24 protein-coding genes and 1 pseudogene are annotated in these 25,540 nt (G+C 64.5%); 10 read left to right on the forward strand and 15 right to left on the reverse strand.

The features are described 5' to 3' along the window. Positions 1–4: 4 nt before the first annotated feature. From LXM55_RS29840 to cpaB, 3 genes are read right to left on the reverse strand one after another with little or no spacing between them, the layout of a single operon-like run. Complete coding sequence (locus tag LXM55_RS29840) at positions 5–1,279, reverse strand: CpaF family protein (RefSeq protein WP_233323708.1); 1,275 nt, start codon at positions 1,277–1,279, stop codon at positions 5–7. Next, positions 1,276–2,463: an AAA family ATPase gene (locus LXM55_RS29845; protein ID WP_233323709.1), complete on the reverse strand. Its 1,188-nt coding sequence runs from the start codon at positions 2,461–2,463 to the stop codon at positions 1,276–1,278. Before LXM55_RS29845 ends, LXM55_RS29840 begins: the two co-directional genes overlap by 4 nt. Before the next feature lie 39 nt (positions 2,464–2,502). Continuing rightward, positions 2,503–3,441, reverse strand: coding sequence for a Flp pilus assembly protein CpaB (gene cpaB, locus LXM55_RS29850; RefSeq protein WP_233323710.1), 939 nt, complete (start codon positions 3,439–3,441; stop codon positions 2,503–2,505). Between the two features lie 331 nt (positions 3,442–3,772). Here cpaB and LXM55_RS29855 point away from each other — a divergent pair, with 331 nt between their 5' ends. The 3 genes from LXM55_RS29855 to LXM55_RS29865 are packed head-to-tail and all read left to right on the forward strand — an operon-like array spanning position 3,773 to position 4,714. Beyond that, entirely contained in the window at positions 3,773–3,979 is a 207-nt protein-coding gene (locus tag LXM55_RS29855) for a Flp family type IVb pilin (protein WP_233323711.1), read from the forward strand. Between the two features lie 57 nt (positions 3,980–4,036). After that, complete coding sequence (locus tag LXM55_RS29860; RefSeq protein ID WP_233323712.1) at positions 4,037–4,243, forward strand: Flp family type IVb pilin; 207 nt, start codon at positions 4,037–4,039, stop codon at positions 4,241–4,243. A 57-nt stretch (positions 4,244–4,300) separates the two neighbouring features. Continuing rightward, positions 4,301–4,714, forward strand: coding sequence for a response regulator (locus LXM55_RS29865; RefSeq protein ID WP_233323713.1), 414 nt, complete (start codon positions 4,301–4,303; stop codon positions 4,712–4,714). A 159-nt stretch (positions 4,715–4,873) separates the two neighbouring features. Here LXM55_RS29865 and LXM55_RS29870 read toward each other — a convergent pair whose 3' ends face one another. Beyond that, a complete protein-coding gene (locus tag LXM55_RS29870) occupies positions 4,874–6,550 on the reverse strand; it encodes a ShlB/FhaC/HecB family hemolysin secretion/activation protein (RefSeq protein WP_233323714.1) in 1,677 nt (558 codons plus the stop codon). Positions 6,551–6,737: 187 nt separating this feature from the next. Further along, positions 6,738–8,318 (reverse strand): collagen-like triple helix repeat-containing protein, encoded by a 1,581-nt coding sequence (locus LXM55_RS29875; RefSeq protein WP_233323715.1) that lies wholly within the window; start codon positions 8,316–8,318, stop codon positions 6,738–6,740. Positions 8,319–8,725: 407 nt separating this feature from the next. Here LXM55_RS29875 and LXM55_RS29880 point away from each other — a divergent pair, with 407 nt between their 5' ends. Then, positions 8,726–9,175 carry a DMT family transporter gene (locus LXM55_RS29880; protein ID WP_233323716.1) on the forward strand — a complete coding sequence of 150 codons (450 nt, stop codon included), beginning with the start codon at positions 8,726–8,728 and terminating at the stop codon, positions 9,173–9,175. Positions 9,176–9,180: 5 nt separating this feature from the next. Here the strand turns inward: LXM55_RS29880 and LXM55_RS29885 are convergent, their stop codons facing one another. After that, entirely contained in the window at positions 9,181–10,035 is an 855-nt protein-coding gene (locus LXM55_RS29885; RefSeq protein WP_233323717.1) for a MaoC/PaaZ C-terminal domain-containing protein, read from the reverse strand. A 2-nt stretch (positions 10,036–10,037) separates the two neighbouring features. Further along, positions 10,038–11,390: a 3-oxoacyl-ACP reductase gene (locus LXM55_RS29890; RefSeq protein ID WP_233323718.1), complete on the reverse strand. Its 1,353-nt coding sequence runs from the start codon at positions 11,388–11,390 to the stop codon at positions 10,038–10,040. Between the two features lie 130 nt (positions 11,391–11,520). Here LXM55_RS29890 and LXM55_RS29895 point away from each other — a divergent pair, with 130 nt between their 5' ends. Beyond that, positions 11,521–12,798, forward strand: a complete 1,278-nt coding sequence (locus LXM55_RS29895) for an acetyl-CoA C-acetyltransferase (RefSeq protein WP_233323719.1) — start codon at positions 11,521–11,523, stop codon at positions 12,796–12,798. Between the two features lie 12 nt (positions 12,799–12,810). Here the strand turns inward: LXM55_RS29895 and LXM55_RS32845 are convergent, their stop codons facing one another. Together LXM55_RS32845 and LXM55_RS32850 are read right to left on the reverse strand one after the other, a co-directional pair. Further along, positions 12,811–13,578 (reverse strand): methyl-accepting chemotaxis protein, encoded by a 768-nt coding sequence (locus LXM55_RS32845; RefSeq protein ID WP_442799800.1) that lies wholly within the window; start codon positions 13,576–13,578, stop codon positions 12,811–12,813. A gap of 90 nt (positions 13,579–13,668) precedes the next feature. After that, positions 13,669–14,757, reverse strand: a pseudogene (locus LXM55_RS32850) (cache domain-containing protein); the annotation flags it as partial. 468 nt (positions 14,758–15,225) lie between these two features. On the opposite strand from LXM55_RS32850, the gene LXM55_RS29905 reads away from it, so the two are divergent. Beyond that, complete coding sequence (locus LXM55_RS29905; protein ID WP_233323721.1) at positions 15,226–16,122, forward strand: PA4780 family RIO1-like protein kinase; 897 nt, start codon at positions 15,226–15,228, stop codon at positions 16,120–16,122. A gap of 215 nt (positions 16,123–16,337) precedes the next feature. Here the strand turns inward: LXM55_RS29905 and cueR are convergent, their stop codons facing one another. The 3 genes from cueR to LXM55_RS29920 all read right to left on the reverse strand — a co-directional run bounded on the left by cueR (position 16,338) and on the right by LXM55_RS29920 (position 19,683). Beyond that, positions 16,338–16,742 (reverse strand): Cu(I)-responsive transcriptional regulator, encoded by a 405-nt coding sequence (cueR, locus tag LXM55_RS29910; RefSeq protein WP_233323722.1) that lies wholly within the window; start codon positions 16,740–16,742, stop codon positions 16,338–16,340. Further along, a complete protein-coding gene (locus tag LXM55_RS29915; protein ID WP_233323723.1) occupies positions 16,739–19,135 on the reverse strand; it encodes a heavy metal translocating P-type ATPase in 2,397 nt (798 codons plus the stop codon). The genes cueR and LXM55_RS29915 overlap by 4 nt, the downstream gene beginning before the upstream one ends. 164 nt (positions 19,136–19,299) lie before the next feature. Next, positions 19,300–19,683, reverse strand: a complete 384-nt coding sequence (locus tag LXM55_RS29920; RefSeq protein WP_233323724.1) for a hypothetical protein — start codon at positions 19,681–19,683, stop codon at positions 19,300–19,302. A 145-nt stretch (positions 19,684–19,828) separates the two neighbouring features. Between LXM55_RS29920 and LXM55_RS29925 the strand changes: the two genes are divergently transcribed. Together LXM55_RS29925 and LXM55_RS29930 are read left to right on the forward strand one after the other, a co-directional pair. After that, on the forward strand, positions 19,829–20,026 hold the full coding sequence (locus LXM55_RS29925) for a heavy-metal-associated domain-containing protein (RefSeq protein ID WP_233323725.1): 198 nt from the start codon (positions 19,829–19,831) through the stop codon (positions 20,024–20,026). A 92-nt stretch (positions 20,027–20,118) separates the two neighbouring features. After that, the gene (locus LXM55_RS29930; protein WP_233323726.1) at positions 20,119–21,315 is read left to right on the forward strand and encodes a multidrug effflux MFS transporter; all 1,197 of its coding nucleotides are present in this window, start codon (positions 20,119–20,121) and stop codon (positions 21,313–21,315) included. 1 nt (position 21,316) lies between these two features. On the opposite strand, the gene LXM55_RS29935 is transcribed toward LXM55_RS29930, so the two are convergent. From LXM55_RS29935 to LXM55_RS29945, 3 genes are all read right to left on the reverse strand, one after another. Then, the gene (locus LXM55_RS29935; RefSeq protein ID WP_233323727.1) at positions 21,317–21,493 is read right to left on the reverse strand and encodes a hypothetical protein; all 177 of its coding nucleotides are present in this window, start codon (positions 21,491–21,493) and stop codon (positions 21,317–21,319) included. A gap of 144 nt (positions 21,494–21,637) precedes the next feature. Then, positions 21,638–22,651 (reverse strand): zinc-binding alcohol dehydrogenase family protein, encoded by a 1,014-nt coding sequence (locus LXM55_RS29940; RefSeq protein WP_233323728.1) that lies wholly within the window; start codon positions 22,649–22,651, stop codon positions 21,638–21,640. Between the two features lie 31 nt (positions 22,652–22,682). Next, a complete protein-coding gene (locus LXM55_RS29945; RefSeq protein ID WP_233323729.1) occupies positions 22,683–22,976 on the reverse strand; it encodes a putative quinol monooxygenase in 294 nt (97 codons plus the stop codon). Positions 22,977–23,094: 118 nt separating this feature from the next. Here LXM55_RS29945 and LXM55_RS29950 point away from each other — a divergent pair, with 118 nt between their 5' ends. Then, the gene (locus tag LXM55_RS29950; protein WP_233323730.1) at positions 23,095–24,003 is read left to right on the forward strand and encodes a LysR family transcriptional regulator; all 909 of its coding nucleotides are present in this window, start codon (positions 23,095–23,097) and stop codon (positions 24,001–24,003) included. Positions 24,004–24,138: 135 nt separating this feature from the next. Then, entirely contained in the window at positions 24,139–25,515 is a 1,377-nt protein-coding gene (locus tag LXM55_RS29955; RefSeq protein WP_233323731.1) for an MFS transporter, read from the forward strand. Positions 25,516–25,540: the final 25 nt, after the last annotated feature.

Below are 25,540 nucleotides of genomic sequence, written 5' to 3' on the forward strand. Positions count from 1 at the left end.
CGGTTCAATTGATGCCCAGCCCGCTTTCGCGGCGCAGTTTGTCGCCCGCCGGATTCAGAGCCTCGCGCTCGAAGCCGAAGCCATTGCGCCGATTCAGGCGAAACAGGGTGTTGGTGACGTAGATGTCATCGCGCAGGCCCACCACTTCCACCACTTCGCTGACGCAGCGTCGGCCGTCGGGCAGGCGGGTCAGTTGGATCACCACATCCAGGGCCGCGCAGATCATTTGCCGCAGGGTGCGTTCGGCCACCTGGCGCCCGGTCAGGCCCACCAGGGTTTCCAGGCGCAGCAGGGCGTCCTGGGCGTTGTTGGCGTGCACCGTACTCATGGAACCGTCGTGGCCGGTGTTCATCGCGGTCAGGACATCCAGCACTTCCACGCCGCGGATCTCGCCGAGGATGATCCGGTCCGGGCGCATCCGCAGGGCGTTGCGGATCAGGTCGCTGGCCTTGACCTCGCCGTGCCCTTCGGCGTTCGGCGGCCGGGTCTCCAGGCGCACCACGTGGGGGTGCCCCAGTTGCAATTCGGCTACGTCCTCGATGGTGACCAGGCGCTCATGGGGGTTGATCAACTGGCTGAGAATGTTCAGCAGGGTGGTCTTGCCGGTGCCGGTGCCGCCGCTGATGAGGATGTTGCAGCGCTTGCCCACGGCCTCCTGGAGGAACTCGAAGATCGCCAGGTCGATGGTCTGCATGACGATCAGGTCGCTGTTCTTGAGCATGTCCTTGCGAAACTTACGAATCGACAGGCAGGGGCCATCCAGGGCAATGGGGGGAATGATCGCGTTGACCCGGCTGCCATCGGGCAGGCGCGCATCGACCATGGGCGAAGACTCGTCGAGGCGCCGGCCCAGCGGCGCGAGAATCCGCTGCATGACCCGTTCCACATGATGGGCATCGATAAACCGCAGGTCGCTCTGGTGCAGCACGCCGTCGCGTTCGACGAACACCCGGTGCGGGCCGTTGACCAGGATTTCGGTCACTGCCGGATCGCGCAGAAGGACTTCCAGGGGGCCGAAGCCGGTCAGCTCATCGACGATTTCCTCCGCCAGCCGTTCCATTTCATAGCGGGATATCGCCAGGTGCATGCGCGCGATGTACTCCGCCACTTTGTCGGTGACGAACTGCGAGAGGTTCTGCCGGGAGCTTTCCAGCAGGTTTTTTCCCGACTCTTCGATGGCATCGATGATGTAGCGATGCAGCACCAGTTTCAGGCCTTCGTGGTCGCTGTTGCCCGCGCTCGTGCGGGCCGGTGCGCCAAACAGTTTTTCGCCGCTCATTTGCCCCCCATGATCCGATTGAGCCAGCCGCCCTTGGGCTGAGGCAGGCCCTGGGAGCGCTTGGCCAGCCGCTCGCCGAGGGTCTTCAGGCTTTGCGTCAGGGCCTCGCGGGGGGCCATTTCAAACAGGGTGACGCCCTGGTTCTTGGCATTCAGGCGCACCTCCGGGCTGTAGGCCAGTACGGCGATCACCTCCAGGCCGAAGGTCTTGCCCAGGGTCTCGGAATCCGGTGCGACGGCCTTCAGGTAGCGGTCCACTAGCAGGCGCGCGTGATCGAGCTTCAAGCCCTTTTCGCGCCAATGGTTGAGCACCGCCAGGTTGCGCCGGCAGTCGAGCACGTTCTGGTCGGTGCACCAGATCAGCTTGTCGCAATGACTGACGAAGGTGCGCAGGGCCTCGCTGTCCGGCTGCCCCACCAGGTTCACCACGATGTGCTGGAAATGCTGGCGCAAGGCGCTGAGCAACATGTACAGCTCAGCCGCGCTGGTGTGCTCCAGAGGCTCGTCGTGGGGGGCATAGGCGAGGATGCGCAAGCCGGCCTCGGCACTGGTGAAGGCGCTGTCGATCAGGGTCGTATCCAGGCGCCGCAAATGACGCAGGGCATCGCCGAAGTGGAACGAACTCTCCAGCCCCAGCAAGGCCAGGCTGTCGCCCCGAGGTAGGCCGAGGTCCAGCAGCAGGGTCTGCTGACCGCTCTTTTGCACCACCAGCGCCAGGTGCCCGGCCAGGAGTGCGCCGTCCCCGTCGCCCTGGACTCCGTAGAGCACGGTCAGGCCGCCCAACTGGGCATTGGGCGTTACCGCCGGCAGGCGTTTGCTCAAGCGCCTGACCAGGCCGGCGACTTCGCTGGAGCGCGAGCCGTAGGCGACGAAATCCCGGGCGCCGGCGCGCATCGCGTTGAGCACCAGCTGGTTGTCCATGCCATCGCCGAGGGCGACGATCGCCAGCATCGGCTTGGCTTCCAGGGCGCCTTCGATCAAGGCGGCCTGGGCCACCACGTGTTCGCGGTCGAGGCCGACGAACACCAGGTTGGCGAAGGTCACGTCCACCAGAGCCAGTAATTCGTCGAGGCTGCCATCGGCACCCACCACCTGGCCCAGGGGCGCGAGAGCGCCTTGCAGCCATTCAAGGTCGGTGCTGTTGCGGGTGATGGCGAGAAAGGTCTGGTTCAGGCTTTGACTCATGGTGATAGCCCGCTGCGCATGTCGTGAACCCTCGCCTGATCAGGGCGTTTGTTGAGTGATCTGGTTGCCACGAATCACCTCCACCGCCGGTCGTGCTGCGCCGTTTTGCTGGGCGACCTGACTGCGGGGGGCATTGCCGAGCGCCAACTGGGTGAACTGGAACAGATTGCTGTTGGCCACATTGAGGTGGCCGACAGCGTTCTTGTCGCCGACCCAGTACTGGGCCAGGCGCTGTTCCTCGCTGCTGCGAACCGCCAGGCGCAGCACGCCCACCTGGGTCGCGAGCATCAGCCGGCTCAAGAGTTGTTCGGGAACGGCCAGGACCACCGTGCGGGCGGCGATCCGGCGCTGGTCCTGCTTGAGTTTTTCCTCGTTGCTCAGCGCGGGGGTGGCCGGCTGTCCGTCATTGGTCAGCCCCAACTGTTCGCCGACCGCCAGCACCCGAATGGCAGGCACCGCAATCTGCGCCGATTGCTGCAGATTGGTGGTGTCCTGGCGCAGGAACAGCAGCACGTCGACATAGTCCCCCGGGCTCAGTTGCCCGGCGGCGCCGATCACTTCGTCCACCGCCACTGCCAGGGCTCGTTCGTCGCGGCGAATCATTCGGGCCAAGGCGCCACCGCTGTCGAAACTCTGGGCATTGAGCCAGGTCCCGGCACTCAACTGCCGCCAGGGCGTGCGGCCCACCGCTTGATCGATCGCGCTGAGGCTGCCGGCCGGTGCGGTGCGCAGTTTTTCCAGCGCCAGATCGGCGGCGGTGATGGGAACGAAAGGCGGCACATCGCGCACCAGTACCACCACGGGTTGGCGGGCCTGGTCTTCGGCGCTGGCGGTGGTTTTTTCAACAATGCTCGGGGCTGCTGGCGCAGGGGGCGGGGCGGGGGCGGGCTGGCGGCTGAGTACCAGCCCCCAGTAACCGAAAAACACCGCACCGAGTAGAAGAAGTCCAGCCAGACCCATGGTGACGCGGCTGTTCATAAAGGCTCTCCCTATCCTGCTGCATTACCAGTCCGCGCTTCCAAACGAGTTAACTTCGCAATCAGGCCGCTATGAACATGCAACTATTTCGCTATGTGAAGGTAGTAGAGCTAGGACGAAATGCCATTAACTTGTCGAAAAATAGCTGGCAGGGGGATGAGCCATGCAACTGGGAGAAGCTTTTTGGCGCCAGGTGTCCCCACTAATACTTAGTGATTAATCAGTTCTTACAGTTGCTGGTCGCCGCTTTGTTGACAATGCTCAAGTTGCATCGGGGAACTCTGTTCCGGTGCGCTTGCATCGGCGCCGTCTGGCGCATAGGAGAGCTAGGATGATCCTTCAATATTTGTGGCTCAGGGCGCGCCTGTTTTTTGACCGTACCGATGGCGCTTCGGCGATCGAGTACGCGATTGTGGTGGCCATGGTTGCGGTTGTGGTGGTGGCGTTCGTGACCCCTCTGGGTAATCGGGTTCTGGCCATTTTCAACAACGTTCTGGTTGCCCTGGGAGGCGCCACGGTCGCTCGTCCAGTTCCGTGATTCAACGCATGAGTGCTTCGCCGGCTGTGGCTGCGATCGATAACTCGGAGGTGCTTCATGCTGATTGAATACCTGCTGCTTCGCGCACGTCTGTTCCTGGCCAGAACCCACGGCGCATCGGCCATCGAATACGCGATCGTGGTGGCCATGGTTGCCGTGGTCGTGGTGGTGTTCGTGACGCCGATGGGCGATCGGGTCCTGGCCATCTTCAACAACATCCTCGTTGCCATGGGAGGTGCCACGGTTGCCCGCCCCGTGCCTTGAGACCGGCGATTGCTCCTGTTGTGAAGGCCGTCGGACAGTCAGTTCAAGGTAATGTCGATGAATACTGCTTCCCCCCAACGCCAGCAACTGCTTCTGGTGGACGATGAAGAAGACGCGCTGCTGGAGCTCGCCGAATGGCTGGAAGGTGAGGGCTTCTGTTGCTTCACCGCCACCTCGGTGAAACGGGCGCTGGAGCACCTCACCCGCCATCCGGACATTGCGCTGGTCATCACTGACCTGCGCATGCCGGAGGAGAGTGGCCTGTCGTTGATCAAGCGCCTGCGTGAACACACCTCACGGCAGCATCTGCCGGTCATTGTCATGTCCGGCCATGCCGATATGGACGACGTCAGCGATCTGCTGCGCCTGCAGGTACTCGACCTGTTCCGCAAGCCGATCTATCACGTGCGCCTGCTGGAAACCCTCAACAATCTGTTTCCCGAACCCCGTCTGCATATAGTCGGCCCCTGATCGCCAGCGGCCGCCCGGGTTCAAGCCCTTCGGCTTGCCGGGGCGCCAGCGGCGCCTGTTTCGAACGCCACTCAAACCCCGAACGCCGAGCCCTCCGCGGGAGGCTTGGTGCGGGCGGAAAAAGGCCTGCCGTTGGGCAGGCCTCGGTGCTGTGCGGGTTCACAGTTGGTAGCTGAAGCTCAGGGTGTAGCGCGGTCGGCGGTTGTAGGTGTCGAGGGCTTCGTCGGACATCGGCTTGGCGGCCTCCAGGGCAATGTTGTAGTGCTTGGCGTCGCCGAAGCGCAGGCCGACGGCAGCCGATGACAGGTTGCTGCCTTGGACCGGCAACTGGTTGAACCAGGTTTTCGAACGGTCCAGCACCACATAGGGCTGTAGCACTCGAACCCAGGGGCCTTCGCGGTTGAAGCTGTAGTTCACCTCATAGGCCACGCCCCAGCCCTTGTCGCCTGTGGCCTGGTCATCGGGGTAGCCGCGAGCGAAGTTCTGACCGCCGAAACTCGCCCGTTCACTGTCGGGAAGGTTGTCCTGGCTCCAGTACAAGGCGCCAGACAGCACGCCTTGCCAGTTGTCGAAGAAACGGTCGCTCTGCACCCCCGCCAGGCGCAGGCGGAAGAAGTCCAGGTCATAGAGGCTGTTGTTGGTGGTGGCGCCCATGCTGTCGAGGCCGCGATACAGGCCGGCGCTGAGAATCCGCAACTGGCGCGGATCGGATTTGCTCCAGTCGCCTTCCAGCGCCAGGGCACGAATATCGGTTTTTTCTTCCAGGCTCAGAGGGGTGTTGCGGATCCGGTAGCGGGTCTTGTCGTTCACCGCGTACAGGCGCGTGCCGAGGGTGAGCATTTCGTTGGGGGAGGCAATGAAGGGGTGGTTGAGGCCTATCGAGAAGCGGTCGTTCTCTCGATGGGGTTCCAGTTCCAGCCCGTTGTCCAGCTGGATGTTGCTTCGCGGATCACTGCGATAGCGCGCGCCGTACAGGCTCAGTTGGGTTCCCTCCGAGCCGAGCAACTGGCTGTAGTCCAGGCGGTAGTAATGCTCCTTGTCCTTGCCCGGCGGGAACAGGCCGCTGAGGCTGAGCTGCTCGCCCCAGGCGGTTTGCGAATTGCTGGTGAGGCCCACCAGGGCCTGCAGGCCGTTGCGGTTGTCGTCGGTGCTGTTGAGGGTCGTGTTGATGGATTTGCGACTGGCCACCGCCACCAGCTGGGTGGCCCCGTCGGTGGTGCCCGGCGGCGGCACCACGGCTTGCAGTGTCACCCCGGGGACCCGGCTCATCAGCGTGGTGTAGCGTTCGAAGGTCTTGCGGGTCAGTGGCCGCTCGGCCTTGAGCTTGCTCACCAGTTTGTCCAGGTAGGCGGAGATCGGGCCGATATCGCCCTGTAGCTGGTAGTCCTTGATATAGCCTTCCACCAGTACCACCCGCAGCACGCCGTGGTCGAAGTTCTGTTGCGGCATGAAGGCGTAGGACAGCAGGTAGCCGTCGTTCTGGTAGCGTCGGGTGATGTCGCGGGTGGCCTCGATCAGTTGGCTGAAGCTGGCCTCATGGCCGATCAGGGGCTGGTAGATCGCCGCCAGTTCTTCCAGAGGGTAGACAGTACCGCCCTCGATCTGTACCTGGCGCACGGTGACTTTGGTGCCCATCATCAGCGGCTGCTGACCTTGGGGCGCGGTCGGTTGTTCGGGAACCTGCAACTGTGGGGCCGGTGGGCGATAGGCATCCACCGGCAGGTTGGGTTGCGGCAGATTGTTGATACCGTCGTTGCTGTTGAGGAAGCGAGGAAGGGAGTCGGCGAAAGCGGAAGTGCAGCATCCAAGTAACAACAAGCTGGCCAACGTGCGCATAGGACACTCCATGGTCGAACTGCAGCGATGCTAAAAGTCCTCATGCCAGGCGTTGTCAAGGGGCTGGGCCTTGGCGCCGGAATGTGATGCTCTGGATAAACAAAAAGGCGAGAGACTCATTTGAATCTCTCGCCCTCAACCAAGCGTAGGCGCTGTAGGTGAGGCCGTCGAACCGGCCAGGTGCAATTTATTTCGTGCTGCCCAGGGCGCCGGTCAGGCCTCCCAGTACACCCCCCAGGCCGCCGTTGGCACTTGTTCCGGCAGAAGCACTGCCGCTGGCGTTTGCCCCAACATTCAGGCCACCCAGCAGGCCGCCACTAGGGGCTGTTCCGCCGCCGTTGACCAGGCCTCCTACCGAAGTCACAACCCCTCCTACTGCGCCCAAGGTGCCTCCCAGTGCGCCGCCGACTTGGTTGCCTCCGGTGCTGCCGGTGACGCCAGTGCCAGCGGTGCTGATTGCGCCTCCCACCTGGCCTAGCAAACCGCTGGCCGAGCCACCTAGGCCGCTGGCTGCGCCTACTTGCTGGGTTAGACCAGTGACCGAACTGGTGACAGGATTCAAGGCCGAGCCCAGGTTCACTCCAACGCTGGCCAGAGGGGCGGTGACCACCATGTTAGGGGTGCCTGTTCCACCTAGAGCACCGCCTGCCGATGCGACCAACCCGCCGACCGCGCCACCGGCGACGCCGCCGGCACTGACGGTGCCATTGGTATTCCCGACGTTCAGGCCGTTGCTCAGATTGGCCACTGCACCGCCGACGGTTTCCAGCAGGCCATTGTTAGGCGTGCCAGCTCCTGCGCTGCCACTACCAGAGCTGCCCACATACCCGCCGGCGCTGGCTACGGTACCGCCGGTGCTGTTCAAGGCATTGCCCAGGAGGCTGGTCACAGGGTTGCCGTTACCAGCATTGCTGACGCCGTTGCCGGCAGTGCTGACCGCGCCGGTAACACCGGATATCAGCCCGTTGAGTGGTGTGCCGAGACCGCTAGCAGTGCCAACATTTTTGGTCAGGCTCTCTGCCATGGTCACCACTGGAACCAGAACGCCGTTGCCCACGCCATTACTCAGGCTCCCCACCGGACCGCTGCTGGTGACGGTACTCAGGGTATTCCCTAGCATGGTTACCTGGGTGCCTACGCCTCCAAGAACCGGTGCCACTCGTGTCACAACACCGCCCACTACAGGAATGCTCTGGGTGGTAGTGGCCAGCTGGCCGCTGAGGTCAGTGACCCCAGCTCCGACATCACCCACTACGTTGCCGACTGTCGCGGTGGTATTGCTCAGTGCGTTGGGACTGGAGCCCAGCTTGCCTAACCCATTGGTCAAGCCTGCGCCTACGCTGTCCACTACATTGCCGGTGGTATCAACGGCACTTTTGACCACATTGCCGACCAGAGGGGTTGATCCCAGAGAGTTGCCCAGGCTGCTGACGCCGTCGCCGACACCGCTTACCGTAGTGCCCAGACCGGACACTACATTAGCAGTCGCCAGTGTGCCGGTGCCGGTGCCGGTCCCTCCTGTAGTACCGCCAGTACCGCCGGTTCCTCCTGTAGTGCCACCCGTGCCGCCGGTTCCTCCTGTAGTACCGCCGGTCCCACCGGTTCCGCCTGTAGTACCTCCAGTACCTCCGGTCTCACCGCTAGAGCTGCTGGGAGATGAGCTGCTACCACCGCTCTTATGGCCGCCACCACCGCTGCAGCCAGCCAGGCTTAAGGTCAGAGTCAGGGCCAGTGCTGTACACGCTTTCCATCCAAATTGAGTATTCATGAGAGATATTCCTTGCACCTGTTACAACGTTCGTTGTTTTCGATAGCTCCCCAGTTCTATTGCTGGAGATACCGTCGTCCGTTGCAGTTATCAAAGGCCAGGGGCAGGGTTTGAACAATTATGAACTTGGTATTAATGACTTATTTGTCGAGGTGTAATTTCTACCAGGGAACTAGTTGGAAAGTAGTATTCAAATTGGAAAAGTCATTTTAAAACAATGATTAAAGTTAATGGCGAAATGGGAGTGGTGAGCTGTTTAACTAAAGTTATATACACACAATTAACAGGTGTTATTTCGGTTCAAGGAAGGTGCCTGCAACTTTTCATTGGTTTGGAGGCAACTAGCAGCAGGCCACGCAAGCGCCGCTGACTTATACTGCGCGGCCAAAAACTCAAAGGAGCCTGTGATGCTCAATCCTGTCTGGTGGTTGCTGTGCCTGCCGTTTTTTGCCGGGGCCTTTCTGGCCTTGCAAGCGGGCATCAATGGTCAGTTGGCCAAGCAGGTCGGCAGTGTGCTGGGGGCTGCGCTGATCTCGTTCTTTGTCGGGACTGCCGCATTGCTGGTGTTGGTGTTGCTGCAGCGCGAGATGCCTTCGCTGAGTGCCCTCAAGGGGCTCACCTGGTGGCATTGGTGTGGCGGTCTGCTGGGGGTGTTTTTCATCACCACGGCGGCCTTTGCCGGGCCGCGGATCGGCGCCTTGCTGTTCATGGCTCTGGTGCTGGCCGGCCAGTTGAGCATGGCCCTGGCCCTTGATCACTTCGGCTGGGTGGGGTTTCGCGAAGCGCCGGTCAGCCTCGGCAAGATCGCCGGATTGCTGCTGATCGTCTTCGGGGTCGTGCTGATCCGCCGGGGGTGAGGGTGTCAGGCAATGGGCTGCCAACAGCCTTGCATGTGTTGCAGCTCGCCGCTGCCTAACAGTTGCAGGGCTCCGCTTGAGCCTGCCGTGCTGGCCAGCAGGCGTACTTCGCTGGGTAGCAGCACCGGCTTGATGAACTGCACCGCCACTTCGATGTTCGCCGCCGGCAGTTGTTCGCTCAGGGCCGCCAAGGTTCGGGCCTTGTTCCACAGGCCGTGGGCGATGGCCTGGGGGAAACCGAACAGCCTCGCGCTCCAGGCGCTCAGGTGGATGGGGTTGTAGTCGCCGGAAACCCTGGCGTAGCGCCGGCCAATATCGCTCTCGGCCCGCCAGCGGCTGGTTTCGCTGAGGTTTTCGCCAGGTGGCAATGGCTGGCTGGGCGGTTCTCCCGGCAGCTTCACGGCGCGGCACAGCAGGCGGCTTTCGGCTTCCCAGAGCGGGCCGAGCAAGTCGTCGACCAGGGTCACCAGGTCGAAGGTCGCGCCCTTGGCGTGGGGTTGCAGGTTGCCGACCTGAACCCCGACCCGAACGCTGCTGACATTGCCCATGGGGCGCAATACGCGAATCGTGTTGCTCAGGTGAATCAGCCCCAGCAGCGGAAACGGAAAGTCCCCGGCGGTCAGCAGCTGCATCAGCAAGGGAAACGCCAGTACATGGGGATAGGTGGCGGGCAGCAGGCCGTCATCGGCAAAGCCGCAGACCTGGCGGTAGGCCGCCAGCTGCTCGGGGTTCAGGCTGATCCAGCAGCGCAGCCCCTGCTCGGGCAACTGCGTGCCCTGGACCCGCCGGCGCATGGCCGCCTTGAGAAACAACGATGGCAGGGCGCGGGGAATGTTCAGTTCTTGCCAGTGTGCAGTCATCGTCACGCCCCCAGGACACTTTGCCCACAGACTCGCAGGGCCTGCCCGCTGACCGCGCCGCTGCCGGGCTGGCCGAGCCAGGCCACCGCTTCGGCAACGTCCTGGGGCAGGCCGCCCTGGCCCAGGGAACTCATGCGCCGCCCGGCTTCGCGCAGGGCGAAGGGCACCTTGGCGGTCATCTGGGTTTCGATGAAGCCCGGAGCCACGGCATTGATGCTGATGTCCCGGGCCTGCAGCAGCGGTGCCCAGGCCTGGGCCAGGCCAATCAGCCCGGCCTTGCTGGCGGCGTAGTTGGTCTGCCCGCGATTGCCGGCGATGCCGCTGATGGAGGCCAGCAGGATCACCCGGCCATGTTCGTGCAGGCGCCCGCTGTCCAGCAGGGCCTGGGTCAGCACCTGCGGCGCGTTGAGGTTCACCGCCAGCACCGCGTCCCAGTATTCCGGGGTCATGTTGGCCAGGGTCTTGTCCCGGGTGATGCCGGCGTTGTGCACCAGGATGTCGATGCCGTCCGGCAGTTGTTCGAGCAACTGCGCCGAGGCGTCCTCGGCGCAGATGTCCAGGCTGATGGCGCGGCCACCGAGACGGGCCGCCAGGGCTTCCAGGTCGGCCTTGGCCGGGGGGACATCCAGCAGCAGGACCTGGGCGCCGTCCCGTGCCAGGGTCTCGGCGATGGCCGCGCCAATGCCCCGGGCCGCACCGGTGACCAGGGCCTTGCGTCCGGCCAGCGGTCGGCTCCAGTCCTTGACCTGGGCCGGGCAGGGCTGCAAGCGCAGCACCTGTCCGGACACGTAGGCGCTCTTGGGTGAAAGGAAAAACCGCAGCGCGCCTTCCAGCTGGTCCTCGGCCCCGGCCGCCATATACAGCAGTTGCAGGGTGGCACCGTTGCGCAGCTCCTTGGCCAGGGAACGGCTGAAGCCTTCCAGGGCGCGCTGGGCGCTGGCGGCGAAGGGGGGGGCGAGGCTTTCCGGGGGCCGTCCGAGAATCACCAGGTGCGCACTGGGTTCAAGGTTTCTCAACAGCGGCTGGAAAAATTCCCGCAGTTGCTTGAGCTGCTCGGTATGCAGCAATTCGCTGGCGTCGAACACCACGGCCTTGAGCCTGGGGCCGTGGCCGGGAATCCAGGGGGTGGCCAGTGACGGGTCACTGCCGTAGCTGTAGATCGCGTCGGTCAGGCGCGGTGCCAGGGCCGCCACCTGCTGCGCCAGCGTGCCGCCACCGATCAACAGCGCGCCCTCGATGGGCCGCAGGCGGCCAGCCTGCCAGCGTTCCAGGCGCACCGGTGACGGCAGGCCAAGGGCCCCGACCAGACGCTGGCCGATGGACGAGTTGGCGAAGTCGATATAACGGTCAGACATGGAACGCACTCCGAAGGTTGGGGCTCAAAGTGTGGACCATGAATGGCCCCGGGTCGTTCGATCGGCCAGATCCCTCCTACGCTGGAGGAGTTACCCACCGCAGTCACACTCACAGAATAGGGAGCTTTCCATGACACAGCTGCGTCGCGTCGCGATTATCGGCGGCAACCGCATCCCCTTCGCGCGTTCCAACGGCCCCTACGCCACCGCCAGCAACCAGGCGATGCTCACCGCGGCCCTGGAAGGCCTGATCGAACGCTACAACCTGCACGGCCTGCGCATGGGCGAGGTGGCTGCGGGGGCGGTGCTCAAGCACTCGCGGGATTTCAACCTGACCCGCGAATGCGTGCTCGGCTCGCGGCTCTCGCCCAGCACCCCGGCCTACGATATTCAGCAGGCCTGCGGCACCGGCCTGGAAGCGGCGTTGCTGGTGGCCAACAAGATCGCCCTGGGGCAGATCGACTGCGGCATCGCCGGCGGTGTCGATACCACCTCGGATGCGCCGATCGGGGTCAACGAGGGGCTGCGCAAGATCCTGTTGCAGGCCAACCGGGCCAAGAGCACCGCGGACAAGCTCAAGACCTTGCTGCAACTGCGGCCCCATCACCTCAAGCCGGAGTTGCCGCGCAATGGCGAGCCGCGCACCGGCCTGTCGATGGGCGAACACTGCGAGCAGATGGCCAAGACCTGGAACATTCCTCGGGATGCCCAGGACCAGTTGGCGCTGGAAAGCCATCAGAAGCTGGCCGCCGCCTATGCCGAGGGCTGGCAGGACGACCTGCTCACCCCCTTTCTCGGCCTGACCCGGGACAACAACCTGCGCCCGGACCTGACCCTGGAAAAACTCGCCGCCCTCAAGCCGGCCTTCGACCGCAGCGGCCAGGGCACCCTGACTGCCGGTAACTCCACGCCGCTGACCGATGGCGCGTCCCTGGTGCTGCTGGGCAGTGAAGCGTGGGCCAGGGAGCGCGGCCTGCCGATCCTGGCCTACCTGCGTGACGGCGAGGCGGCGGCGGTGGATTTCGTCAACGGCGCCGAGGGCCTGCTGATGGCGCCGGTGTACGCCGTGCCACGCTTGCTGGCGCGCAACGGCCTGAGCCTGCAGGACTTCGACTACTACGAGATTCATGAAGCCTTCGCCGCCCAGGTGCTGTGCACCCTCAAGGCCTGGGAAGACGCCGACTACTGCAAGACCCGCCTGGGGCTGGAGGCGCCTCTGGGCAGCATCGATCGCGCCCGGCTCAACGTCAAAGGCAGCTCCCTGGCGGCAGGGCACCCGTTTGCCGCCACGGGTGGGCGCATCGTCGCCCACCTGGCGAAGTTGTTGAGCGTGGCGGGGCAGGGCCGCGGCTTGATTTCCATCTGCGCGGCGGGTGGCCAGGGAGTGACGGCGATTATCGAACGCTGAGGCGCGTGGCCCTCAAGTCTTGAAGCGCCGCACCAGGACGTCCAGCTCATTGGACAAGCCCGCCAGGCTCTGGGAATCCAGGCGCGCCGAGTTCGCCAGTTCCGCCACCAACTGGGCATCGCCATGGATCTGGCTGATGTGCCGGTTGATGTCTTCCGCCACCTGATGCTGCTCTTCGGCGGCGGTGGCGATCTGGGTGTTCATGTCGCGGATCACGTCCACCGATTCGCGGATCTGCCCGAAGCTGTTGCGCGCCAGGCCGATGCGGTTCACCGATTGCTGAGACACCTCCAGGCTGGCGTGCATCTGCTGGGTCACCGCGCTGGTGCGCTTGGCCAGGTTGCCCAGCAGCCCGTCGATCTCGGCGGTGGAGTCGGCGGTGCGCTTGGCCAGGGCCCGCACTTCGTCGGCGACCACGGCAAAGCCGCGGCCCTGCTCACCGGCCCGGGCGGCTTCGATGGCAGCGTTGAGGGCCAGCAGGTTGGTCTGCTCGGCAATCGAGCGGATGGTGCCAAGGATCGACTGGATATCGGTGCTGTCGCGTTCCAGCTGCTGCATCGATTGCGCCGACTGTTCGATCTCCTGGCTCAGGCGGTCGACGCTGTGCACCGCGTCGTCGATCTGCTGCTGGCCTTCCCGGGCCTGGCGCTGGCCGCTGTCGGCCGACTCGGCGGCCTGGCTGCAGGAGCGGGCCACCTCGTTGGCCGTGGCAACCATTTCGTGGAAGGCGGTGGACACCATGTCCACGGCTTCGCGCTGGCGCCCGGCGGCTTCGGCCATGTCGCTGGACACCTGGGTCGAGGAGTGGGAAGTGGCGAGAATCTTTTGCGCCGCCTGGCCGATGTGCTGGATCAGGCTGCGGATCGCCGCGAGGAACTGGTTGAACCAGTTGGCCAGCTGCGCGGTTTCGTCGCTGCCGCGAATATTCAGGTTCTGGGTCAGGTCGCCTTCGCCCTGGGCAATGCCTTCCAGGCCGCTGGCCACGCCGCGGATCGGTCGCACGATGAGGCTGGCGAAACTGGCCCCGACCACCGCGAACAGCACTGCCAGGACCCCGGCGATCACCGCGATGATCCAGGTCAGCTGGGTGGCCGCGCCCATGACTTCGCTCTGCTTGATCAGGCCGATGAAGGTCCAGCCCAGTTGTTCCGAAGGCCAGACGTTGGCCATGTAGTGTTCGCCACCCAGTTCCACTTGCACCAGGCCCTTGCCGGTCTTGGCCAACTGCGCGTAACCCTCGCCGAGGCTGCCCAGGGCCTTGAAGTTATGCTCCGGCTGCTTGGGGTCGACCAGCACCGTGCCGTTGTTTTCCATCAGCATCAGGTAGCCGGACTCGCCCAGCTTGATCTGCTTGACGATTTCGGTGAGCTGCTTGAGCGACACGTCGACCGCCACCACGCCGCCTTGGGGGCCCGACTGGTTGGCCAGGGAGCGCACGGTGCTGACCAGCACCGCGTCGTCGCTGGCCCAGTAATAGGCGTCGGTGCGCAGGGTCTTGCCCGGGTTGGCCAGGGCGGTCTTGTACCAGGGGCGTACGCGCGGGTCGTAGTTGGCCAGCTTCAGGTCGGCGGGCCAGGAGACGTAGCCGCCGTTGCTCACGCCGTAGGACACGTAGGAATAGGCGGGATGGCTGGCGGCCATGGCGGCGAACAGCTCGAAGATGCGTTTGTCCTGCTCGCCTTCCGGCACCTTGGCGGCATCGGCGCTCATCCAGGTCTTGAGGTTGTCGCCGGCCTGGGTAAGCAGCGGTTGTGCCGCCAGGTAATCGATGTTCTGGCTGATGCCTTCGAAGAACAGCTGCATGGCGTTGGCCACTTGGCGGATCTCGCGGCCGCTGCCGTCGACAAAGGTGTTTTGCGCTTCGCTGCGCAGGTTGATCACCACCAGCGTGGCCACCAGCACCACGGGCAGGCAGGCAATGACGGCGAAGGCCCAGGTCAATTTCTGTTTGATGTTCATCCGCGCTCCAGTTTTTTGTAAGACCACGAAGTGCAGGCGACTCGCGGATTTATCGGCAGCTTGAAAGACGGTGTTGCTGGCGTTCCTGAGGGTGAAGTCGAGCTTGGGCGATCGAACCTTGGCCGGCCGCTGACGTCTTTATTGGATTGTCGGACAAACGCCCGGTGTCTATGAGGGCTTCGGCTGACGCCGCGCAATATTGAGCCGGCGCTCGAAAAAAAACCGTTGAGGCAGGCTCCGGCTTTCTGCGGCCAAAAGACTGCCGCAACGAGGCAAGCCCGCGACTGTCCGCGGATCGCTCACGGCGCGGTCTCGGCTATGATCCTTGGCGGCGTCGACGGATTGATCTGGCACATTGAGTGCATTGCTGTCGTTCGCTGCTCGGCAGCCCTTTCCCGCCGTGGGAGGATTGCCGTATAACGAGTGACTTTCGCGTGTTTGGTAACAAGGGACCCACAATAAAAGCTGATGAAGACTCCAAAACGCATTGAACCGTTGATCGAAGACGGTCTGGTAGACGAGGTGCTGCGCCCACTCATGAGTGGTAAAGAGGCAGCTGTATATGTGGTGCGCTGCGGCAACGAGCTACGTTGCGCCAAGGTCTACAAGGAGGCGAACAAACGCAGTTTCCGTCAGGCGGCGGAGTATCAGGAAGGGCGCAAGGTCCGTAACAGCCGTCAGGCGCGGGCCATGGCCAAGGGGTCCAAGTTTGGCCGCAAGGAAACCGAGGACGCCTGGCAGAACGCCGAAGTCGCGGCCCTGTTCCGCCTGGCCAATGCCGGGGTGCGGGTGCCCAAGCCGTTCGACTTCCTCGAAGGCGTGCTGCTGATGGAGTTGGTGGCCGACGAGTACGGCGATGCGGCGCCACGGCTCAACGATGTGGTGCTGGAGCCGGACCAGGCCCGTGAATATCACGCCTTCCTGATTTCCCAGATCGTGCTGATGTTGTGTACCGGCCTGGTGCACGGTGACCTGTCCGAGTTCAACGTGCTGCTGACGCCGGAGGGCCCGGTGATCATCGACTTGCCTCAGGCAGTGGACGCGGCGGGTAACAACCACGCGTTCAGCATGCTGGAGCGTGACGTCGGCAACATGGCGTCCTACTTCGGGCGTTTTGCCCCGGAGCTCAAGGGCACCCGATATGCCAAGGAAATGTGGGCCCTGTACGAGGCCGGCACCTTGCATCCGGGCAGTGTGCTGACCGGCGAGTTCGACGACCCCGAGGAGCTGGCGGATGTCGGCAGCGTGATCCGCGAGATCGAAGCGGCACGTCTCGACGAGGAGCGCCGCCAGGCGCTGCGTGCGGCGGATGATGCGCCGCCAGGCAAGTCCGAAGAGCCACCGCCTCCGCCCTGGATGCAGTGATGGAATAAAAAAATCCGGCCATGGCCGGATTTTTTATTCCTGCAAACTACCTGGCGCCTTGTAGCCGCTGCCGCAGGCTGCGCACGGCCCGAAGGGACGCGAGGATCTTGAGGGCATCGAGGTTTTGCAAGGGATCGCCAAGCAAGGCCCTGCGGGCCTTTTCGCAGCCTCGCCAGGGCTCGGCTGCGGCTACAGAGATCGCTTCTTGCAAATACTCAGGATCCGCAGCAACTGCCGGACGCCAGCTCCTTGAGAATCGGGCAGTCCGGACGGTGGTCGCCCTGGCAGTGTTCCACCAGGTCCTGCAGGGTGTCGCGCAACCCCGCCAGTTCGCGGATCTTCTGGTTTAGCTCGTCGATGTGCTGGCGCGCCAGGGCCTTCACATCGGCGCTGGCCCGTTGCCGGTCCTGCCACAGGGTCAGTAGCTTGCCCACTTCCTCCAGGGAAAAGCCCAGGTCCCGGGAGCGCTTGATGAAGGCCAGGCTGTGCAGGTCTTCGTCGCCGTACAGGCGGTAGCCGCTGTCACTGCGATGGGCGGGCTTGAGCAGGCCGATGGACTCGTAGTAACGGATCATCTTGGCGCTCAGGCCGCTCTTGCGGGCTGCTTGGCCGATGTTCATTCGGCGTTCTCCAGGTCTTGGGGTTTCCAGGTTTTCAACAGTAGCGCATTGCTCACCACGCTGACGCTGGACAGCGCCATGGCCGCCCCGGCGAGCACCGGGTTGAGCAGGCCGAAGGCCGCCAGCGGGATGCCGATCAGGTTGTAGACAAAGGCCCAGAACAGGTTCTGGCGGATCTTCGCGTAGGTCTTGCGGCTGATTTCCAGGGCTGCGGGGATCAAGCGTGGATCGCCGCGCATCAGGGTGATGCCGGCCGCGTGCATCGCCACGTCGGTACCGCCGCCCATGGCAATGCCGATGTCTGCCGCCGCCAGGGCCGGGGCGTCGTTGATGCCGTCGCCGACCATGGCCACCACGCCGGTCTTTTTCAGCTCGGCTACGGTTGCCGCCTTGTCCGCCGGCAGCACTTCGGCGTGCACGTCGTCGATGCCCAGGGCATCGGCCACGACCTTGGCGCTGCCACGGTTGTCGCCGGTCAGCAGGTGGCTGCTGATCTGTCGCGCGCGCAGTTGCTGCACCGCCTGCAAGGCACCGGGCTTGAGCGTGTCGCCAAAGGCAAACAGGCCCAGCACCCGGGATTGCGGGCTCTGCTCGATCAGCCAGGACAGGGTCCGGCCTTCGTGCTCCCAGTCCTTGGCCGCCTGGGCCAGGCTGCCCGGGTTCAGGCCGCATTCTTCCAGCAGGCGGCGGTTGCCCAGGGCCAGCTGGCGGTCGTCCAGGGTGCCGGCGATGCCGCGCCCGGTCAGGGACTGGCTGGCGCTGACATCGGCCACCGGCAGTTGGCGTTCCTGGCACAGGTCCAGCACCGCCTTGGCCAGGGGGTGTTCACTGCCGCGCTGCAGCGCGCCGGCCAGTTGCAGCACGCTGTTTTCGTCGCCTTCCACCGCCTGCATATGGGCGATGCGCGGGGTGCCGGACGTCAGGGTGCCGGTCTTGTCGAACACCACCGAGCTGACTTCGTGGGCCCGCTCCAGGGCTTCGGCGTCCTTGATCAGGATGCCGTGGCGGGCGGCCACTCCGGTGCCGGCCATGATCGCGGTAGGGGTGGCCAGCCCCAGGGCGCAAGGACAGGCGATCACCAGCACCGCCACGGCGTTGATCACTGCGGTTTCCAGTGGCGCGCCGTACAGCCACCAGCCCACCAGGGTGATCAGCGCCAGCACCAGCACGGTGGGCACGAACACCTGGCTGACCTTGTCCACCAGCTTCTGGATCGGCGCCTTGCCGGCCTGGGCGTCTTCCACCAGGCGAATGATCCGCGCCAGCACGGTTTCCGCCCCCAGGGCCAGGGTGCGTACCAGCAAACGACCTTCGCCATTGATGGCGCCGCCGGTGATCTTGTCACCGGGCTGCTTGGGCACGGGCAGGCTTTCGCCGCTGATCAGCGCCTCATCGGCGTGGCTCTGGCCTTCGATGACTTCGCCGTCCACCGGGAAGCGCTCGCCGGGCTTGACCAGCACCAGGTCGCCCAGGCGCAGGGCGCTGATGGCGACTTCCTGCTCGCGCCCGTCGATGACCTGGATCGCCCGCTCGGGGCGCAGGGCTTCGAGGGCGCGGATGGCGCTGGCGGTCTGGCGCTTGGCGCGGCTTTCCAGGTACTTGCCCAGCAGCACCAGGGCGATCACCACCGCTGACGCTTCGAAATACAGGTGCGGCATGCTGCCGGCGGCGGCAGTGGCCCATTGATACAGGCTCAGTCCATAACCGGCGCTGGTGCCCAGGGCCACCAGCAGGTCCATGTTGCCGCTGCCGGCGCGCACGGCTTTCCAGGCCGCGACATAAAAGCGTGCACCGAAGATGAACTGCACCGGAGTGGCCAGGGCGAACTGGGCCCAGGCCGGGAGCATCCAGTGCAGGCCGAACGGTTGCACCAGCATCGGCAGTACCAGGGGCAGGGCCAGGAGAATCGCCAGCACCAGGCTCCAGCGTTCACGGCGCAGGTGCTGCTGTTGCTCGTCGCCCTGTTTCTGTTCGGCCTGCCACAGGCTGGCGGAGTAGCCGGCGTGGGTCACGGCATTGATCAGCAGCGCCGGGTCGACCTGGCCCAGCAGCTCAACGTGGGCGCGCTCGGTGGCCAGGTTGACGCTGGCGCTGCGTACCCCGGGAACCTTGTTCAGGGCGCGTTCGACACGCCCGGCGCAGGTGGCGCAAGTCATGCCGCCGACGCTCAGTTCGACGGACTGTACCGGCACGCTGTAGCCGGCATTTTCCACGGCTTCGAGCAGGGCTGGCAGGCTGTCGCCCGGTGCTTCTACCCGGGCCTGCTCCGTGGCCAGGTTGACGCTGACGGTGCGAATGCCCGCGACCTTGCCCAGGGCGCGCTCTACGCGCCCGGCGCAGCTGGCGCAGGTCATGCCGGCAATCGGCAGGTCGAAGGTGGTTGACTCAGGCATGTCTGACGCTCCCTGTAAATGTTGCCTACAGGATCAACCTTGCCATGCAGGCAAGGTCAAGGGGGCATTGCGCGGCTGCTTCATTTTGTCCCAGGGGGCTGTCGCCAGGGGGCGGACAACCGGCCCCGGGGCCAAGATTCAGGTCAGAGTTCAGGGCGGGAGAGTCAGTACTCCAGGGCGGCGGGCTTGAGGTACATGCCCGAGGCGTTCATGGCGATGCGGAATTTCAGCACGTCGCCGGCCCGCAGGTTGATGTCCTGGGAACCCGGGGCCAGCAGGCCCGCATTGCAGCCCGGGGCCTGGCCCGGCAACAGTTTCAGGCGCAGGGAAACCTTGCCCGGCGGCAGGTTGAAGGAAGCGCTCTGTTCCTGGAACAGGCGCCCGGCGAGCTGGTCCTGAATGTACAGGCCGATTTCGCAGGACGTGGCGACTTCCAGCCGCTCCCTGGAAATGATCAGTACGCCGTAATCCTCTCCGGCGGCCAGGGCCGGTGGCGTTGCCGCGAGCAGGCCAAGGAGGCCGACGAGGCTGAAAGTTGACCAGCGCATGGCTGAATCTCCCGCTGTGATGTCGTAAGACGTGCAGCTTGGCCGAGCGCGGCGCCGATTTCCAGCCCGGCAGATCAATCCGGAACTTGACCTTGCCACGGTGGCAAGGACAAGACTTGCTCCAACCCAATACAGGAGAAGCGCAATGCAAGTATTCAACGTTCAAGGCATGTCCTGCGGTCACTGTGTGCGTGCCATCACTCAGGCGCTGCAGAGCAAGGATCCCGCGGCCACCGTGCGCGTGGATCTGGCGGCCAAGGAAGTCGGGGTCGAGAGCCGCCTGTCCAGCGAAGAGGTGATCAGCCTGATCAGTGAGGAAGGCTACGCGGTCAAGGTGGCTTGAGCCTTTTTAATAGTTAGCGACCTATCGGAATGTTCAAGGCGTCCAAGCGCGGCTAGACTGTGCAACCGCTGACCAACGCTCGCTTGGATGCCATGAACCTCCGCACAATCCTGATTCTCGGCGCCCTGAGCGCTTTCGGCCCCCTGGCCATCGACTTTTACCTGCCGGCCTTTCCGGCGATGGCCCTGGCCTTCGGCACCGATGAAAAACACGTTCAGCTCACGCTGGCTGCTTATTTCCTAGGACTGTCCATCGGCCAGTTGGCCTATGGTCCGGTGGCCGACCGCTTCGGCCGGCGCCTGCCGTTGCTGGTCGGGGTTGGCCTGTTCACCCTGGCGTCGCTGGCCTGCGCCTACGCGCCGAACCTGGAATGGCTGATCGGCGCACGCTTCGTCCAGGCCCTGGGCGGTTGCGCCGGGATGGTGATTTCCCGCGCGGTGGTCAGCGACAAGTGCGACGCGGTGGGTTCGGCCAAGGTGTTCTCCCAGTTGATGCTGGTGATGGGCCTGGCGCCGATTCTGGCGCCGATGCTCGGCGGCCTGCTGGTCAACCTCTATGGCTGGCAGTCGATCTTCATCATGCTCACGGTGTTCAGTGCCCTGTCCGGGCTGGCGGTGGCCCTGGGCTTGCCGGAAAGCATGCCGGCCACTCGCCCGCGCCTGCCCTTGTCCGGGGCGTTGCGTCAATACGGCCTGCTGCTGTCGGACCGGGTGTTCCTCGGCCACGCCTTGACCGGCGGGATCGCCATCGCCGGAATGTTTTCCTACATCGCCGGTTCACCCTTTGTCTTTATCAAGCTCTACGGGGTGCCAGCGGAGCACTTCGGCTGGTTCTTCGGGATCAACGCCGGGGGCTTCATCCTGGTGGCGCAGATCAATGCGCGCCTGCTGGCCAAGCGCGGGCCGGCCTTCCTGCTGGCGCGTACCGTGTGGATCTACCTGGCGGCGGGCTTGAGCCTGCTGGGCGTCAGCGCCTTGCACACCAGCGCGCTGTGGCCGCTGCTGTTGCCGTTGTTCGTGTGTATCGCCAGCTTGGGTTGCATCATTCCCAACGCCGCGGCTTGCGCCATGAACGGCCAGGGCGCGCGGGCCGGCAGCGCTTCGGCGATGCTCGGCTGCCTGCAGTTCAGCGTCGCCGCGGGCGCGGCGTATCTGGTGGGGGTCTTGCACGATGGCAGCGCCATGCCGATGGCCATGGTCATCAGCCTGTGCGGTGTCCTGGCGGTGAGCATGGCCGTCATGACCCGGCGCTTGCAGAATGCCCGGGCGCTGAAAGCTGCCGAGCTCTGAGTCAGCCGGTGGCGCGCTGACGCTGGGGAATCGAGTGGGGGGCTTGCAAGCGGGCCTGCAGGGTCTGGGTAAAGGCCCGGGCCTCGGCCTCGCTGCGAAAGGTCACGCCATGCTGGTCGAGGCGGACCTGCCATTGAGGGCCCTGGGGAGTTGCCAGTTCTTTTATCAGGATCTTCATTGCTGACCTCCTAACGGTAAAAGAGTGCAGTGCAAGGGGTCCCAGTGTAGACCTGAATACGGTCAGAAATATGACCGGAATCAACTCTCTGACTGACGGCCGCCAAGCCCTTTTCCTGGGGGCTGGCGGCCGCTTGGCGTGCCCTCAGAAACCTTCCAGGACGATCTTGCCCTTGGCCTTGCCGCTCTCCAGCAGGGCATGGGCTCGGCGCAGGTTGGCCGCGTTGATCTGGCCGAAGTGCTCGCCGACCGTGGTCTTCAGGGTGCCGGCGTCGATCAGCTCGGCGACCTTGTTGAGCAGTACATGCTGTTCTTGCATGTCGGCGGTTTCGAACAGCGAACGGGTGTACATGAACTCCCAGTGCAACGACAGGCTCTTGCGCTTGAGCTTGGTCACGTCGAGGCTTTTCGGATCGTCGATCAGCGCCAGTTTGCCCTGGGGTGCCAGGGCTTCCACCAACTGATCGAGGTGGGCATCGGTCTGGGTCAGGCTGGCGACATGGGTCACCTGGCCTGCGCCAATGCGCTTGAGTTCGACGCTCAGGGGCTGGCTGTGGTCCACCACCGCATGGGCGCCCAGCTCGCGGACCCAGGCCTGGGTCTGCTCGCGGGAGGCGCTGCCGATCACCTTGAGGCCGGTCAGTTGCCGGGCCAGTTGGGTAAGGATCGAACCGACCCCGCCGGCAGCGCCGACGATCAGCAGGCTCTGGCCTTTGTCAGCAGGGTCCTGGCTGATCTGCAGGCGTTCGAACAGCAGCTCCCAGGCCGTGATCGCGGTCAGTGGCAGGGCTGCGGCGGCGGCGAAATCCAGGCTCTTGGGCATGTGGCCGACAATCCGCTCATCCACGGTGTGCAGCTCGCTGTTGCCGCCGGCCCGGGCGATGGAGCCGGCGTAGAACACCCGGTCGCCGACCTTGAACAGGCTGACTTCGCTGCCCACGGCCTTGACCACCCCGGCCACGTCCCAGCCCAACACCTTGGCCGCACCGCCTTCGGGCTGGACGTTCTCGCGGACCTTGGTGTCCACCGGGTTGACCGAGATGGCCTTGACCTGAACCAGCAGGTCGTGGGGGCCGGCCACCGGCTCGGGCAGTTCGATGTCTTGCAGGGACTTGGGGTCGTCGATCGGCAGGGAGGCGTAGTAGGCGATGGCTTTCATGATGAGTTCCTGATGAGTGTGAGAAATGGGCTCAGACGAGCAATTGCAGGCGCTTGAGCTCGAAGTGCTCGATCGCTTCACGGGTCTGGGCGATGAAGTGCTGGAAATGCGCGGTGTTGTTGTGAAACTCCAGGGCGGCTTCATCGTCCCAGCGTTCCAGTACGTAGAAGGTGCCCGGCTGTGCGGCGTCCTCATGCAGTTCGTAGTACTGGCAGCCGGTTTCTTCGCGGCTGGGCGGGACCAGGGCGCTGAGTTCGCGCTTGAGGACGGCTTGCTGCTGGGGCTTGGCGATCAGCGTCGCAATCGCGGTGAAGGCTTGGGACATGGGGTTTTCCTCAGGGGGCTGGGCAATGGAGGGGATAATTGGCTATTTCTCCTGAAGATAAAACCCGCTAAAAGAGCAGTCTCTTTCAATATTTTTTTGATAATCCGGATGTACACCGATGCTGCGATTCGATGACCTGCAATTGTTCGTCCGGGCCGCGGACCTGGGCAGCCTGTCGGCGGCGGCCCGGGTCATGGACCTGTCGCCGGCGGTGGCCAGCGCCGCCCTCAAGCGCATCGAAGAACACCTGGGCGCGCGCCTGCTGGCCCGCTCCACCCGCAGCTTGCGGTTGACCGCTGAAGGTGAGGGGTTCCTCGAATACGCCCGCGCCGCCTTGAGCAACCTGGATGAGGGGCGGCGCCTGTTGGCCAGCGGCCAGGATCAGGTCAGCGGTGTGCTGCAGCTGTCGGCGCCCTCGGATTTTGGCCGCAACCTGCTGCTGCCCTGGCTCGACGCATTCCAGCGCGAGCACCCCAAGCTCAGCGTGCGCCTGCTGCTGGGGGACCGCATCGCCGACCTGTTCCGCCAGCCGGTGGACATCGCCCTGCGTTATGGCGAGCCGGAAGATTCGAGCCTGGTGGCGCTGCCGATAGCCCCGGACAACCGGCGGGTGCTGTGCGCCGCTCCCAGCTACCTGGCCCGTCATGGCGAACCGCGGCAGTTGGAGCAACTGGCCCAGCACAACTGCCTGCTGTACATGCTCGACAGCCGGGCTCACGACCTCTGGAGCTTTTTTGACGGCAAGCGCGAGGTGAGCCTGACCGTCAGTGGCGACCGCTTGAGCGACGATGCCGATGTGGTGCGGCGCTGGGCCGTGGCCGGCGAGGGGATTGCCTACAAGTCCTGGCTGGACGTGGCCGACGATGTGCTCGCCGGTCGCCTGCAGATCCTGCTGCCGGAGCTGCGCTGCGAAGGTGCCTCGCTGAACCTGCTGTGCACCCATAGGGCGCACTTGAGCAAACCGGTGAAGTTGCTGCGCGACCTGCTTCAGCAGCGTTGCGCCGAGATCATTGCCCGCCGCCCGTAGCAGCCGGCTTGCCAGTGAACCCGGGCGCCGCGCCCTCGGCGTCGCTGGCGGACGCGAACAGGTCGCCCTCGGCAATCAGTCCCGGCCTCGATCCCGCACACTCGGACGGTCCAGCATTCAACCGGGGGAACGGGCATGGCCATACAGGGATACAGCGCCGCTGAGCGCCTGGAGCGGTTACCCATCAGCGGTTATCACCGAGTGATCTTCATCATTATCGCCCTGGCGTTTTTCTTCGATTCCATGGACCTGGCGATGATGACGTTCCTCCTCGGCTCGATCAAAACCGAGTTCGGCCTGAGCTCGGCCCAGGCCGGCCTGCTGGCCAGCTCGAGTTTTTTCGGCATGGTGCTCGGCGCTTCGCTGTCGGGCATGCTCGCCGACCGCTTCGGGCGCAAGCCGGTGTTCCAGTGGAGCATCGTGCTCTGGGGCGTGGCCAGCTACCTGTGTTCCACCGCCCAGAGCGTGGACAGCCTGACCCTGTTTCGGGTGCTGCTGGGAATTGGCATGGGCATGGAGTTTCCCATCGCCCAATCGATGCTTTCGGAGATGATCCCGGCGCAGCGCCGCGGGCGCTACATCGCCTTGATGGACGGTTTCTGGCCCCTGGGTTTCGTTGCCGCCGGGGTGTTGTCGTATTTCCTCCTGCCGCTGATCGGCTGGCGCGACATCTTCCTGGTGCTGGCGATTCCGGCGGTGTTCGTGCTGGTGATCCGCTTCTTCATTCCCGAGTCGCCGCGCTGGCTGGAGCAGGCCGGGCGTCACGCCGATGCGGACCGCGTGCTGGGTGACATCGAGAACAAGGTACGGGCTTCCCTGGGCACGGCGCAGTTGCCGGAGCCGGTGCGCCTGCCACGCGTCGACAGTGCGCCGGGGCACTTTTTCTCCGCGCTGAAACAGATCTGGTCGCCCCTGTACCGGCAACGCACGATGATGATCTGGAGCCTGTGGTTCTTCGCCCTGCTGGGTTTCTACGGGCTGACTTCGTGGCTCAGCGCCTTGCTGCAACAATCCGGTTTTGCGGTGACGCAGTCGGTGTACTACACGGTGCTGATTTCCCTGGGCGGGATTCCCGGGTTCCTCATGGCCGCCTGGCTGGTGGAGCGCTGGGGACGCAAGCCGGTGTGCATCGTGACCTTGCTCGGTGGTGGGGTCATGGCGTTCTTCTACGGACAGAGCGCGGTGTTTGGCGGCAACGTCGGGCTGCTGATCGGCACCGGGCTGCTGATGCAGTTTTTCCTGTTCGGCATGTGGGCGGTGCTCTACACCTATACGCCCGAGCTGTACCCGACATCGGCCCGGGCCACGGGCTCGGGTTTTGCTTCGGCGGTGGGGCGCATCGGTTCGTTGCTGGGGCCGCTGGTGACCGGGCTGGTGTTTCCCGTCACCGGGCAGGGCGGGGTGTTTGCCTTGGGGGCGGCGTGCTTTGTGATTGCCGCGGGAGTGGTCTGGCTGTTCGGGATGGAAACCCGGGGCAGGACCCTGGAGGAGTTGAGCGAGGCGGGAAATTGAGGTTCGCCGGCCAGCCGTCTCCTAC

This window comes from Pseudomonas sp. Au-Pse12, assembly GCF_021341665.1.
Lineage (GTDB): Bacteria > Pseudomonadota > Gammaproteobacteria > Pseudomonadales > Pseudomonadaceae > Aquipseudomonas.